Origin of the sequence: Sorangium sp. So ce426 (assembly GCF_051475585.1) — a bacterium.
In the GTDB taxonomy this organism is placed as follows: Bacteria; Myxococcota_A; Polyangia; order Polyangiales; family Polyangiaceae; genus Sorangium; species Sorangium cellulosum_B.
The window spans coordinates 9,756,128-9,769,231 of sequence record NZ_CP150341.1 but is presented as its reverse complement, the minus strand read 5'-3'; the positions used below and the strand labels follow the sequence as shown (position 1 = coordinate 9,769,231).

Below are 13,104 nucleotides of genomic sequence, written 5' to 3'. Positions count from 1 at the left end.
TTCCAGGAGGGTTCATGGCCGTCGCTGACTCGCGCTCCGCTCGCCCCCAGAAGACCGATCTCCTGCCCGAGGCCGTCGAACGGCGGGTGGCGGACGCCCTCGCCGCGCTGTCGCTCGAGCAGAAGGTCCGCCTGCTCACGGGCGCCGACTTCTGGAGCACACACCCCGAGCCCGCGATCGGCCTGCGCCGCATGGTCGTCTCGGATGGCCCGGTCGGCGTGCGCGGCGAGCGCTGGGACGAGCGCGACCCCTCGGTGTGCCTCCCTTCCTCCACCGCCCTCGCGGCCACGTGGGACGAGGCCTTGCTGGAGCGCGTCGGCGCCGCGCTGGCGTCGGAGGCGCGGCGCAAGGGCGTCGACGTCGTCCTGGGGCCGACCGTCAACCTGCACCGCAGCCCGCTCGGCGGCAGGCACTTCGAGTGCTTCTCGGAAGATCCGCTGCTGACCGGCCGGATCGGCGCCGCCTACGTCCGAGGGCTGCAGGCCCACGGCGTCGGCGCCACGCCCAAGCACTACGTCGCCAACGACTCGGAGACCGAGCGGTTCACGGTCGACGTCCGGGTCGATGAGCGCACGCTGCGCGAGCTCTACCTCGCGCCCTTCGAGCGGATGATCACCGGCGCGGGCGCGTGGCTCGTGATGGCCTCGTACAACGCCGTGAACGGGGTGACCCTGACGGAGAGCGCGCTGCTCGCGTCGCCGCTCGGGGACGAGTGGGGCTTCGACGGCGTCGTGGTCTCCGACTGGACCGCGACCCGCTCCACCGAGGCCGCGGCGCGCGCGGCGCTGGACCTCGCCATGCCGGGCCCGGGAGGGCCGTGGGGCGCGGCGCTCGTCGCCGCCGTCCGCCGCGGCGCGGTGCCCGAAAAGGCCATCGACGACAAGGTCCGCCGCCTGCTGCGCCTCGCCGCCCGGGTCGGCGCCCTCGAGGGCGTCACGCCGGCCGCGCCCGCCCCGACCCCGCTCTCCAGCGCCGAGGCCGGGACGCTCGCCCGCGAGGCCGCCGCGGCCGGCATGGTGCTCGTGCGCAACCAGGGCGACGCGCTCCCGCTCGACGCGGCCAGCCTGCGGCGCATCGCCGTGATCGGCCCGAGCGCCGCGGCGGGGCGGATCCAGGGCGGCGGCAGCGCCAGCGTCCACCCGCACTACGCGGTCTCGCCGCTGGACGGGCTGCGCGCCGCGCTCGGCCGGCGCGCCGAGGTGCTCCACGCCGTCGGCGCCCGCATCCACGAAGGGCTCGTACCGGTGGCCGGCGACCAGGTCGTCGACCCCGTGAGCGGCCAGCACGGCGTCCACGTGCGGCTCCTCGACGCGAAGGGCGGCGTCCTGCACGAAGAGCACCGCGACGTCGGACGCCTCACGTTCATCGGGGATCAGCGCGCGAACGAGGCCGCGACGATCGAGGTGACGGCGCGGTTCCGCGCCGCCGGGGCCGGGCTCTACCGGATCGGCGTGGCCGGCGTGGGCGTCTACCGCCTCGCCGCCGGCGGACAGGTCCTCTTCGACGAGGCGATCTTGCCGGACAAGGACGACATGGCCGCGGCCCTGCTCGCCCCGCCGCAGCGGGCGGCCGAGCTGTCCCTGGCCGCCGGCCAGGAGATCGATCTCGCCCTGACGCACACCGTCCCCGTGGGCACGCTCGCGGTGGCGTTCTCCCTGGGCGCCGAGGTTCCGGCGCTGTCCGACGAGGAGGAGCTGGCGCGCGCCGTGGAGCTCGCGCGCTCCGCCGACGTCGCGATCGTGGTCGTCGGCACCACCGAGGCGATCGAGAGCGAGGGCTTCGACCGGAGCACGCTCGGGCTCCCCGGCCGCCAGGACGAGCTGATCCGCGCCGTCGCGGCCGTGAGCCCCCGGACGATCGTGCTTGTGAACTCCGGCGGGCCGGTGACCATGCCGTGGCGCGACGAGGTGGCCGCGGTGCTCCTCACGTGGTTCCCGGGCCAGGAGTTCGGCGCCGCCGCCGCCGACGTGCTGCTCGGCGCCGTGGAGCCCGGCGGCCGCCTGCCCACGACCTGGCCCGCGCGCGCGGAGGACGTGCCCGTGCTCTCGACGAAGCCCGAGAACGGCAAGCTGGTCTATGCCGAGGGCCTGCACATCGGGTACCGGGCCTGGGCGCGCGCAGGCGTCACCCCGGCCTACCCGTTCGGGCACGGCCTGGGCTACACGCGGTGGGAGATCCTCGACGTCGAAGCGCCCAGCGTCGCCGCCGGCGCGGCGCTCGAGGCGCGGGTGCGCGTGCGCAACGTCGGGACGCGCCGCGGGCGCCACGTGGTCCAGCTCTACCTGTCGCGGCCGGTCTCCGAGGTCGAGCGCCCCGCGCTCTGGCTGGCCGGCTTCGCGTCCGTCGAGGCCGAGCCCGAGCAGACGGTCGACGTCGCCGTCACCGTCGAGCCGCGGGCCTTCGCGCACTGGGCGGCAGGCCGATGGCAGGTGGAGCCCGGCGTGTACACGCTGCATGCTGGACACTCGGCCGCCGTCCTGACGAGACAGATCGCGGTGCACCTGCACGGGTGAGAGCGCGGCCGCGCGGCCCCGTGGTGCAAATTGCCCCAGCGTGACCGATGCGCGCGGCCGATTCCCGGCCGGAAAGGGGAATCCGTGCTCGTCGTGTCGTCTCGCCCCGAGGGCGCGCGGGTGAGCGTCGAGCTCGCCGGACGCTGCGCGCGGCGGACGTGGTCTGGGTGTTTCGCCGCGCAGGCGCCGGCGGAGGTGAGGAGACGGCTCCTGGTTCGCCGCTTGCTTTCCAGGAGGGCGACCCATGATGGACGAGCACCATGTCCCCGGCCAGAGCGGATGGCTCGCGCTCGCCGGGAGAGGCGATGAGAGCACGGGCGGCGTCTCGTCGAGCGTCCGTGGATCGCCGCAGCGGGAGCGCGCCGTGGGCGAGGTCCTCGCGGGCAAGTACCAGATCGTGGGCCGGCTGGGCGCGGGGGGCATGGGCACGGTGTGGCGCGCGCGCAGCCTCTGGCTCGACGTCGACGTGGCGATCAAGGTGCTCCACGAGGAGCAGCTCGACGGCCACGCCGCCGAGCGGTTGCTCCGCGAGGCGCGCGCGACGGCGAAGCTCGGCCATCCGGCGATCGTGCGCGTGTTCGATTTCGGCGAGACCGACGCGGGCGAGCCGTTCCTGGTGATGGAGCTGCTCGAGGGCACGCCGCTCTCGAGCTGGCTGGAGGCGAGGGGCCGGGTGCCGGCGGAGCAGGCGGTCCAGATGCTCTTGCCGGTCGCGTGTGCGCTCGCGACGGCCCACGCGCAGCGCATCGTCCATCGCGACATCAAGCCTGCCAACATCCTCATCGTGCCCGACGGCGCGGGCGGCCACGTCCCGAAGGTCGTCGACTTCGGCATCGCCAAGCTCGCCAACGCGGCGAGCCCTGCGATCACGCAGCGAGGGATGATCGTCGGCAGCCCGGAGTACATGTCGCCGGAGCAGGCCGACGGCCAGCTGGACGTCGGGGAGCAGACCGACGTCTGGGCGTTCAGCGTGGTGATGTACGAGCTGATCACCGGGCGGCGGCCGTTCAGCGGGGAGACGCTGAGCGCGGTGATCGTGGCGATCTTCAGCAAGGAGCCGGTGCCGACGACGGAGCTCGGCGCCGGCGACGAGGCGCTGTGGGCGATCCTCCAGCGCGGGCTGGCCAAATCGCCGGCCGATCGATGGCCCAGCATGCGCGCGCTCGGCCGCGCGCTCGCTGCCTGGGCCGTCGAGCGCGGGGTGACGGCGGACGTGGCGGGCACGTCGCTCGCACACCAGTGGCTCGCGCGAGGGGCCGAGCCGCCGCTCGCGGCGGAGAAGGCGGCTCCGATCGCCGCGCCTGCGGGAGCGGCCTCCGGGGCGGAGGTGGCGGCGCAGCGCCCGGCCGGCGCGCGGGAGGCGCCGGGCGCGCTGCCGGCGCTGCCGGCGCCGGTGGCCACGCCCGTCGCGCGCCGGGGCGGCACCATCAAGATGGCCGAGGCATGGCGCGGAGCTCGGCTCGGGCTCACCGCCTCGCCGTGGCTCCAGAAGGCGCTCGTGGCCGGGGTCCTCGCCTTCGCCGCGCCTCTGGTGGTCGTCCTGGGGCTGGGCGCGCGGGGTGGGAGCGCGAGCGCGGGCACCGCTCGGCCGGCGGTCATGGCGGCTGCTCCTGCCGTCGCCCTGGGTGCGTCGGAAGCGCTGCGGGGGACGGCGTCCGCTGCGTCCTCCATCGGCGTCGCGCCCCCCGATGCCGGCGCGCGGCGCGCGGCTGCTTCCGAGGCGGCCATGAGGGGTGCGGCGGCGGACAGCGCGCCTGTCGAGCGGGACGAGCCGAGCGATCCGTGGGAGGAGCCGAGTGATCCATGGGATGAGCTCGTGCCGGCGCCTGCGGAGCCGCGCGCTCAGGTGGCCGAGCCGGCCGTGCAACGGATCGCGCCGCGCGCTCAGGTGGCCGAGCCGCGCGCTCAGCGGGTCGAGCCGCGCGCTCCGCGAGCGCGCCCGCGGCCTGATTCCACGTCCATGCCGCTGCCGGCGGCGCCCGACTTCTGAGGTGGTCATGCGCACTCCCGGGGTGAAGCACCGCTCCCTTCGTGGTTCTGGCGATCTGATGCTCCTCCTGGTCACGCTCGCTGCAGCGGCGCTCGGGCCGGGAGGCTGCTCCGCTCTGATCAGCGAGGAGCTGTCCGACAAGGCCGACGAAACAGAGGGCGCTGGAGGGCTCGAGGACCAGGTCGGCGACGGGCGTGGCGGGGGCGACCTCATCGGGAGCAGCGGCGCGAGCACGAGCAGGACCACCGTGGGCAGCGGTGGCGACGAGAGCGCGACAAGCAGCGGAGGCAGCGGAAGCGCAGGCAGCGGGAGCGGCGCTGTCCCGAGCAGCGGGAGCGGCGCTGTCCCGAGCAGCGGGAGCGGCGCTGGCCCGAGCAGCGGAAGCGGCGCTGTCCCGAGCAGCGGGAGCGGCGCTGTCCCGAGCAGCGGGAGCGGCGCTGTCCCGAGCAGCGGGAGCGGCGCTGGCCCGAGCAGCGGAAGCGGCGCTGGCCCGAGCAATGGGAGCGGCCCTGGCCCGAGCAGCAGTGCAGGCGAGGGCAGCGGAAGCGGCGCTGGTACGAGCGATGGGAGCGGCGCTGGCGCCGGGGGCGGTAGCGGTCCTGGCGCGAGCGTCGGCGTAGGCGAGGGCAGCGGAAGCGGCGCTGGTGGGAGCGGCGCGGGAAGCGACGGCAGCGGAAGCGGCGCTGGCGGGAGCGGCGCGGGAGGCGACGGCAGCGGAGGCGGCGCTGGCGGGAGCGGCGCTGGCGGGAGCGGCGCGGGAGGCGAGGGCGCGAGCAGCTGGAGCGGCGCGGGAGGCGCTGCAGCGAGCAGCGGTGCAGGCACCGAGACGACCTGCAATGGCCATTACGCCGATTGCGACGGGGACCCGGCGCGTCATTGCGAGACCAACCTGTGGAACAACGACGATCATTGCGGCGCCTGTGGCAACCGATGCCCCGCCGGTACGAAGTGCCGGCGAGGAGACTGCTCATGAGCGCGCGCCCCGCACAGCGCTCCCCGCGCCTCGGCCTCGCGCTCGCCGCGGCCTTGCTCATGGCCGCGGCCCCGCTCGCCGCGTCGGCGCAGGGCGCGGGCGATGTGGAGTCCGCGCGCGTGCTGTTCGTCCAGGGGGCCAAGCTGGCGAAGCAGGGGCGCTGGGAGGAGGCGCGCGCGCTGTACGCCCGATCGCTCCAGATCAAGGCGGCTCCCCTCACGCGCTACAGCCTCGGCGTCGCGCAGAAGGAGACCGGGCACCTCGTCGAGGCGCTCGGCAGCTTTCGCGCATTCCTGGCCGAGCCGCCGACGCCGACGACCTCTCCTTACGTCGGGCCGGCGCGCGAGGCGGTCGCGGCGCTCGAAGGGCGCATCGGCCGAGCGACGATCTCCGTCAGGCCCGCCGAGATCGGCGGGCTGACGCTGACCATGGACGGGAGGCCGCTGAGCGCGGCCCCTGGTCAGGTCATCGAGCTGGATCCGGGCGCTCACGAGATCGCGGCGAGCGCTCCGGGGTTCCGCGCCGCGGTCGCCCGGTTCAGCGTCGGCGCGGGCAGCTCGGTCGAGGTCCCGATCGCCCTGGCGCGAGCCACGACCGAGACGAAGCAAGCCTCGGCTGCTGAAGGCGCTCTGCCTCCCGTGGCCGGCGCTGCCGAAGCATCATCGAGCCGGACGCTCCCGCTCGTCGTCCTGGGCGCGGGCGGCGCGCTCTTCGCCGGCGGAGCCATCCTCGGGCTCTCGGGCCTGAAGCAGGCAGGCGACGCGCGCTCGAGCACGGGCGCGGACGCGGGCGCCGCGCGGGCCAAGGGGATCGCCGGCGACGTCCTCGGCGTCGCCGGCGTCGCGACGGTGGGCGTCGGGCTCTACCTGCTGCTGAAGGAGCCCGCGCCGAGCACGACCAAGGCGGGCTCCGTGACGCCGTGGCTGAGCGCGTCCGGCGCGGGCATCGAGGTGCGGCTCTGACGCCGCGCGGCTTGCGCTGACCCACCGCCGGCGGCGAGCGCTCGACGCCAGGACGCGGGGCAAAGACGCAGAAGAGAGGCGGCGAGGGGTATTCCCGGCGGAAGCGCGGACATGGTACTGCGCGCCCATGCGCTCGCTCGTGACGGTGCTGTCCCTGGCCGCGCTCCTGGCCGCGGGCGCATCCGCCTCGGCCAACGGCGACGGGACCAGCTCGCCGCCTCCCGCGGCCGCGCCCGTGGCGAGCGCTCCTTCCACAGCAGCACCCACGGCGAGCGCGCCCCCTGCGGCCGCACCCGCGGCGAGCGCGGCCGCGTCCCCGCAGGATCCGGCGGCGGCCCGCTGGTGTGCGCCCGAGCTCGCGTCGCTGCCCGGTGAGGTGTGCGCCTTCCTGCCGGCCAGGCCGGCGCCTGGCCCGCGGGTGCTCGTGATCTTCCTGCACGGCGTCGTCCAGCCCGATTCCGGGTGGCAGTGGGCGCAGCAGCGGGGCGCGGCGCGGGCCGGCGCCCGGCACGGGGCCGCCGTGATGATGCCGCGCGGCCGGCGCGGGATCGGTCCAAGAACGATGCCAAATTCGATGGAAGACTGGTGGTGCTGGCCCACCGCCTCCGCCGCGCAGGCGGCCCACGAGGACGCCCTGCTCGCCGAGTGGGACGCGGCGCGCGCGGAGCTCGAGCGGCGCGCGGGCGCGCGCTTCGAGCGGGTGCTCGTGTTCGGCTTCTCGAACGGGGCGTACTACGCGACGTCGCTGGCGATGCGCGGGCGGCTGCCGGTCGACGGCTACGCGGCGTTCGCAGGCGGATCGGCTGCGCGCTACCTGCAGCGGGCGGCCGCGCAGACGAAGCTGCGCGCGCCGGTGTTCGTCGGCTGGGGCGGGAAGGACCCGGCGCACAAGGACCAGGTGGCGCTCGCGAAGATGCTCCGCAGGCTGAAATGGCCATCGAGATCGCTCGGCAAGCCGCGCGCCGGGCACGCGATGACCGACGAGCAGGTCGACGAGGCGTTCGCGTTCCTGAGCGGCAGGCGACGCGGCGACAAGGCGCCCGGCAGAGGGCGAGGAGCGCGGGCGCGATGAAGGACCCGCTGACGACCGCGCTCTCCCCCGATTTCCTCGAGCGCGAGGCGGCCCGCCTGGGCGCGCTGCTCGCGGATCACGTGCGCAGGGCGCAGCGCCGGGAAGGGCCGGTGCTCGTGCAGCGATCGATCGAGGAGATCCTCGCCGCGCTCGACTTCGATCGCACGGTCGCGCACGGCGGCGCGGATCTCGCCGCCCTCGTCGCCACCGTCCTCGACAACAGCAACCGGCTGCACCACCCCCGCTACTTCGGCCACCAGGTGGCCGTGCCCATGCTGTCGTCGTCGCTCGCCGACCTCGTGCACGGCGTCCTGAACAACGGCATGGCCGTCTATGAAATGGGGCCTGCCGGCACCGCGATCGAGCGCGGGCTCCTCCGCTGGATGCGGGGCAAGATCGGCTGGGGCGCCGAGGGCGACGGCGTCATCACCCACGGCGGGAGCCTGGGCAACCTGAGCGCGCTGCTCGCGTGCAGGGAGCGCGTCGCCCCGGGGAGCTTCAAGGCGGGCGTCCCGCCCGGCCTCGTCCTGCTCGCCTCGGAGGCGGCGCATTATTCGGTCGCGCGCGCCGCCGCCATCCTGGGCCTCGGCGTCGATGCCGTCGTGAAGGTCGCCGTGGACGACGCGCTCCGGATCGTCCCGCGGGCGCTCTCGCGGGCGTACGAGGACGTGAAGCGGGCGGGCAAGCGGGTGCTCGCCGTGGTGGCCAACGCGGGCGCGACGCCGAACGGGGCCTTCGACCCGCTGCGGGAGATCGGCGCCTTCTGCCGGCGGGAGGGGCTCTGGCTCCACGTCGACGGCGCCCACGGCGCGGCGGCGCGCTTCACCGAGCGCTACCGGGACCTCCTCGACGGCGTCGAGCTCGCCGACTCGCTGGTCTGCGACATGCACAAGATGCTCGGCACATCCACGCTGGCCTGCGCGGTCCTCGTCAAAGATCCCGCCGCGCTCGCCGGCACCTACGAGCAGTACGCGCCGTACCTGCACGGCGACGACGAGCGGCAGGGCGTCGATCTCTCCAAGCTCACGTTCGAGTGCACGAAGGCGCAGCTGTCGCTCAAGCTGTTCTTCAACCTCGCCCTCGTCGGCGAGGCCGGCCTGTCCGCGCACGTCGAGCGCCTCTTCGACGCCGCCCGGCGCTTCCACGGCCTGCTCGCGCGCCGGCCGGCGTTCGAGTGCTTCGGCGCCCCGCAGGCCAACATCCTCTGCTTCCGGATCGGCCGCGACTCGGCGACGCAGGATCGCGTCCGGCGGCAGATCGTGGAGGAGGGGAGCTTCTACATCACGCGAACCACGCTGCGCGGCGAGTCGTGGCTGCGCCTCGTCATCATGAACCCGCAGACGACGGACGGGGACATCGAGGCGCTCGCGGCGCGCATCGAGGCGCTCGTCGCCGAGCGCGCGCCGCCGCCCTGACGAACGCGCGCCGGGCCGGGGCCGCGGGCGGACGCGAGGCGGTCAGCCGCCGCCTCTGGACCTGGTCGCCGCGGCTGACGGGGGCGCCGGAGCGTCGCCGGTCGGCACCTGGAGCATCGCATAGTTGATCGTGGTCTCGTTGCGGAGCACGGTGAGCACCACCATGTCGCCGGGCACGCGGGCGCGCAGGTAGCCCTCGAGGCCTGCCAGCGAGTGGACCGGCTGCCCGTCGACAGCGAGGATGACGTCGCCCGGCTCCAGGAGCGGGGACGTGAAGCTGCGGATATCCATGCTCGCGATCCTCGCGCCCTCCCCCGTCGTCGGCTGGATGGTGAGCAGCCAGGGCGCCGGGACGGAGGTGGCTGTCGTCGCGCGGCTCGACCGGTTGTCGCGTTTCTCTGGCCTTGCGGCCGCCGCCGGGCTCGCCGGCGCGCCGGCGGGTTGCTGCGTGTCCTCGACGCGCTGCTGCGAGGCCTCGACGCGCGGGCAGTCGCCGCGGCACGCGCTGACCGCCAGCGGGACGAGCGGCGTGAGCACCCCGGAGAGGCGTCGAGCCCACCCGTACGCGCCTCGCGCACGGAGGGGCTGATCCCGCTGTCGACTGCCATGCATGGCCCCGGCGTCCTCCGCGTGTTCGCCACGCGTCCGCACGCGTGCTCACATCGCTCACGTCAGCTCACGTCGCTCATGTCGAGAGCTGCAAGATCCCAACCACCGATTCCCCGCTGCTGTCCGGGCCGTTGTTCGGCGCGCGGCGAAGACCGGGGCGAGGCGGGCGCGAAGAGCGTTCTTCTCTCTCTCTCTCTGCGCCCTCGCTGTTCCGTCTCTCGTCAGCCCGAGCGGCGTCCTCGCGCCTTGAACTCACCGGAAAGCAGGGAGGGTGTCCGTCCCTCGGCGCGCCGTGCTCACGGGCTGGCGGGCCGTGGCGCCGCGCCGAAGTGCGCGGGGAACACCCGCTCGAGGAACTCGTTGCGCAGGAGCCCGTCGGGATCGACGAGCCGCTTCAGGCGGACGAACTCCGGGAGCGCGTGCGCGTACATCGCCTGGAGGTCCTCCGCTGTCGCGTGGACGTTCTTCACCAGGTAGACGCGGCCGCCGAGCTCGAGCGCGCGCGCGCTGAGCTCGCTGAGGCGGAGGCCGATCCGGTGGGCGCTCTCTTCCTCCGAGGCCTCGAACGCGAGCGTCACCGCGAACCCGTCGGTCCCGTGGTTCGCCGAGAGGAGGAACTGATCGCCCTGGATGTGGAGCACGTCGAGCAGGAGCGGCGGTATGCCGTCTCGGCTCGCGATCTCATCCACCTTGCCCAGGAAATCGACGAGCCGGCGCAGGCTGTCCTCCTGGTCGCCCGGGTCGTAGGGGATCATGAACGCTTGCTGCACCGTGAGCATGGGCATCCCGAGGGTCTGCGCGATGCGCTTCGCGCGGACGTTGCCGTCCATGAAGAACAGGTAGCCCATGAGCTCATCGACGTAGGGGCGTGAGACATCGAAGAGGAAGCGGTCGATGAGCGTCCAGAGGCCCCGGCTCACCACGGAGGCGCGCATCAGCCACTCGATCGGGACGCGGAGCGCGTGCCGGGGGCGATGGATCAGCAGCGGGCGGAGCTCGTGCGAGGTCCCCGGGACGTACCGCGACCGGAGGACCATGCTCCTGCTCCCCTCCAGGGTGTGGAAGGCGATGGAGAAGAGCGCCTCCGGGATCCACCCGTCCTCGTCCGCGGTGCCGCCCTCGGACTGCAGGAGCTGCTCCGCGCGCGGGAGGAGCGCCGTCGCGAGCTCCTCGAGCGAGGCGCAGCGCGTCGCCTCGGTGACGACCCGGATCGGCGTCCCTGCCGGGGCGACGCGCGCGACGCGGTAGGTGACATCGATCACCGCGCCGAGGTAGCCGAGCCCGCCGATCACCGCGTGGAACAGCGCGCTCGTCGCCTCATCGCGGCTGAGGGAGAGCAGCTGTCCGTCGAGGGAGAGGAGGGAGAGCCGCTCGACGTAGTGTCCCTCTTTGCTGGCGATGCCCGAGAAGCGCGAGAGGCAGTCCCCCGAGACCGTGCCTCCCGCGGTGGCGTGGCTCGTCGAGACGACCGTGTAGGGCACGAAGCCGCGGGCGGCGAGCGCGCGGGCGATGGCTCCCCAGGTCGCGCCGGCGCCCACGGTAATCCGCGCTCCTTGCGTGTCGATCTCGATGGATCGGAAGTGGTGCATTGAGATCACGATGTCGTCGTTCAGCGCCTGACCGTCGAACGACTGCCCTCCGGCGCGGAACGTGATCCTGCGCCCTGTCCGCCTCGCCATGCGGAACAGCACCCTCAGCTCCTCGATCGACGCCGGGAAGTACACGTCTCCGCACGATCGGTGGAGCCCGCTGTAGCCCTGGAGCCCGAAGAGCGGTCTCCGCCGGATCTCGTCGAGCCGTGGCGTAAGAATCTCGCCCGTCGTCCTGGCCCGATCGAGAGCAGCGCGCATCCGACCAGCTTCGCTCGAGGCGGCTCGGCGGTCCAAATTAGCCGCTGTTTTCGCGCGCCCCCGGGGAGGGGGCTCGTCGCGCGGGGCGGGGACGTGCAGGTGTCTGGGTGTCTCTAAAAGCCGCGGAGCTCGACGTGGATATTTCGCCGATGCGCCGATTGCTGGAAGCGCCGGATCAGCTCCGCGACGTCATGGTCGATGTAGGAAACCCCCTGGGCGTCCACGACCACGTGGGTGTCGCTCGGCAGGCGCTCGAGCAGCGTGACGAGGTTGCCCTGGGTGAAGAAGTAGGCCGCCTTGTTGAACCGGATGGTCACGCGAGCGCCCTCGTGGATCACGTCGAAGACGCGGGACATCTGGGTCCTCAGCACGAAGAGGACGCCGACCGCGAGGCCGATGGCGATGCCCTTCAGGAGATCGGTCAGCACGATGGCCACGATCGTCACCACGAACGGGATGAAGTGGTTCCAGCCGAGCTGGCGCATCTCGGCGAAGATCTTGGGCTTGGCCAGCTTGTAGCCGGTCACGAGCAGGATCGTCGCGAGGCACGCGAGCGGGATGCGCGAGAGCAGCCCCGCCGCGAAGACCACCGCGAGCAGCAGGAGCGCGCCGTGCGCGAAGGCGGAGACCCGCGTCCGCGCGCCGGCGTTCGTGTTGGCGCTGCTGCGGACGATGACCGACGTCACCGGGAGACCGCCGGCGAACCCGGAGAGCATGTTGGCGAGGCCCTGCGCGACGAGCTCCCGGTTCGGCGGCGACTTGCGGTGCCACGGATCGATCCGATCCACGGCCTCCAGGTTGAGCAGCGTCTCGAGGCTGGCCACGATCGCGAGCGTCACGCCCAGCACCCACACCTCGGGCCGCAGGATCGCCGACCAGTCCGGGAACTGGAGCGCGCTGATCAGGTCGCCCGTGGGCAGCGTCACGAGGTGCTTCTGCTCGAGGGCGAGCGACGGGATCGCCACCTTGAACAGCTCGTTGCCGAGCGTCGCGACGACCACGGCGATGAGGGGCGCGGGGAGCCAGGAGATCTTCGCGAAGCGCGACTTCTCCCACCCGACCAGGATGGCGAGGCAGACGGCGCTGAGGAGGAACGCGCCCCACTCGATGGCCTGCGTCGCCTGGCCGAGCATCGTGAAGGTGTTGCCGCCCTCGGCCTGGAACGACTCGGAGGCGAAGTTGTCCTTGTCGAAGCCGACGGCGTGGGGGAGCTGCTTCAGGATGAGCAGGACGCCGATGGCCGCGAGCATCCCCTTGATGACCGAGGAGGGGAAGAAATGGCTGATCGCGCCGGCCCTCAGCACGCCGAGCCCGAGCTGAAGGACGCCGCCGATCACCACGGCCATCGCGAAGGCCTGGAAGCTCTGCAGGCTGGTGATGCCCGCGAGCACGATGGCGGCGAGCCCCGCCGCCGGGCCGCTCACGCTGAGCTGAGCGCGGCTCACGAACGGGATGACGAGCCCGCCCACGATGCCGGCCACGATGCCGGAGAGGAGCGGGGCCCCCGACGCGAGCGCGATGCCCAGGCAGAGCGGCAGGGCGACGAGGAAGACGACGAGGCCGGCGGGGATGTCGTACTTGAGGTTCGCGGTGAGGCGCGGGTCGAGCGGCGGCGCGCTCTCCGCGGGCGGCGACTCCGGGCTCGCACCCGGGCTCTCGGAACTAAGCGTCACGGCGCCGGCGGGACTCACCCCGGCGCCTGCATGGATGGTATTCGGAA

9 protein-coding genes are annotated in these 13,104 nt (G+C 73.6%); 6 read left to right on the top strand and 3 right to left on the bottom strand.

Annotation, left to right across the window (positions count from 1 at the left end; genetic code table 11):
- The first annotated feature begins 14 nt into the window (after window positions 1-14).
- The 6 genes from WMF44_RS36550 to WMF44_RS36525 all read left to right on the top strand — a co-directional run bounded on the left by WMF44_RS36550 (window position 15) and on the right by WMF44_RS36525 (window position 8,925).
- Window positions 15-2,513: a beta-glucosidase gene (locus WMF44_RS36550; protein WP_437294669.1), complete on the top strand. Its 2,499-nt coding sequence runs from the start codon at window positions 15-17 to the stop codon at window positions 2,511-2,513.
- A gap of 244 nt (window positions 2,514-2,757) precedes the next feature.
- Window positions 2,758-4,503 carry a protein kinase domain-containing protein gene (locus WMF44_RS36545; RefSeq protein WP_437294668.1) on the top strand — a complete coding sequence of 582 codons (1,746 nt, stop codon included), beginning with the start codon at window positions 2,758-2,760 and terminating at the stop codon, window positions 4,501-4,503.
- A gap of 7 nt (window positions 4,504-4,510) precedes the next feature.
- Window positions 4,511-5,476: a hypothetical protein gene (locus WMF44_RS36540; protein ID WP_437294667.1), complete on the top strand. Its 966-nt coding sequence runs from the start codon at window positions 4,511-4,513 to the stop codon at window positions 5,474-5,476.
- A complete protein-coding gene (locus WMF44_RS36535) occupies window positions 5,473-6,438 on the top strand; it encodes a PEGA domain-containing protein (RefSeq protein WP_437294666.1) in 966 nt (321 codons plus the stop codon). Before WMF44_RS36540 ends, WMF44_RS36535 begins: the two co-directional genes overlap by 4 nt.
- A 127-nt stretch (window positions 6,439-6,565) precedes the next feature.
- Window positions 6,566-7,510 carry an alpha/beta hydrolase gene (locus tag WMF44_RS36530; protein WP_437294665.1) on the top strand — a complete coding sequence of 315 codons (945 nt, stop codon included), beginning with the start codon at window positions 6,566-6,568 and terminating at the stop codon, window positions 7,508-7,510.
- A complete protein-coding gene (locus WMF44_RS36525; protein WP_437294664.1) occupies window positions 7,507-8,925 on the top strand; it encodes a pyridoxal phosphate-dependent decarboxylase family protein in 1,419 nt (472 codons plus the stop codon). The genes WMF44_RS36530 and WMF44_RS36525 overlap by 4 nt, the downstream gene beginning before the upstream one ends.
- Window positions 8,926-8,967: 42 nt before the next feature.
- On the opposite strand, the gene WMF44_RS36520 is transcribed toward WMF44_RS36525, so the two are convergent.
- The 3 genes from WMF44_RS36520 to WMF44_RS36510 all read right to left on the bottom strand — a co-directional run bounded on the left by WMF44_RS36520 (window position 8,968) and on the right by WMF44_RS36510 (window position 13,057).
- Complete coding sequence (locus WMF44_RS36520) at window positions 8,968-9,537, bottom strand: PDZ domain-containing protein (RefSeq protein ID WP_437294663.1); 570 nt, start codon at window positions 9,535-9,537, stop codon at window positions 8,968-8,970.
- A 293-nt stretch (window positions 9,538-9,830) separates the two neighbouring features.
- On the bottom strand, window positions 9,831-11,384 hold the full coding sequence (locus WMF44_RS36515; protein WP_437294662.1) for an FAD-binding oxidoreductase: 1,554 nt from the start codon (window positions 11,382-11,384) through the stop codon (window positions 9,831-9,833).
- Between the two features lie 113 nt (window positions 11,385-11,497).
- Window positions 11,498-13,057: a SulP family inorganic anion transporter gene (locus WMF44_RS36510; protein WP_437294661.1), complete on the bottom strand. Its 1,560-nt coding sequence runs from the start codon at window positions 13,055-13,057 to the stop codon at window positions 11,498-11,500.
- Window positions 13,058-13,104: the final 47 nt, after the last annotated feature.

Coding starts and splice junctions, on each gene's coding strand:
- WMF44_RS36550 (WP_437294669.1), top strand. CDS start 15: ATGGCCGTCGCTGACTCGCGCTCCGCTCGCCCCCAGAAGACCGATCTC.
- WMF44_RS36545 (WP_437294668.1), top strand. CDS start 2,758: ATGATGGACGAGCACCATGTCCCCGGCCAGAGCGGATGGCTCGCGCTC.
- WMF44_RS36540 (WP_437294667.1), top strand. CDS start 4,511: ATGCGCACTCCCGGGGTGAAGCACCGCTCCCTTCGTGGTTCTGGCGAT.
- WMF44_RS36535 (WP_437294666.1), top strand. CDS start 5,473: ATGAGCGCGCGCCCCGCACAGCGCTCCCCGCGCCTCGGCCTCGCGCTC.
- WMF44_RS36530 (WP_437294665.1), top strand. CDS start 6,566: ATGCGCTCGCTCGTGACGGTGCTGTCCCTGGCCGCGCTCCTGGCCGCG.
- WMF44_RS36525 (WP_437294664.1), top strand. CDS start 7,507: ATGAAGGACCCGCTGACGACCGCGCTCTCCCCCGATTTCCTCGAGCGC.
- WMF44_RS36520 (WP_437294663.1), bottom strand. CDS start 9,537: ATGCATGGCAGTCGACAGCGGGATCAGCCCCTCCGTGCGCGAGGCGCG.
- WMF44_RS36515 (WP_437294662.1), bottom strand. CDS start 11,384: ATGCGCGCTGCTCTCGATCGGGCCAGGACGACGGGCGAGATTCTTACG.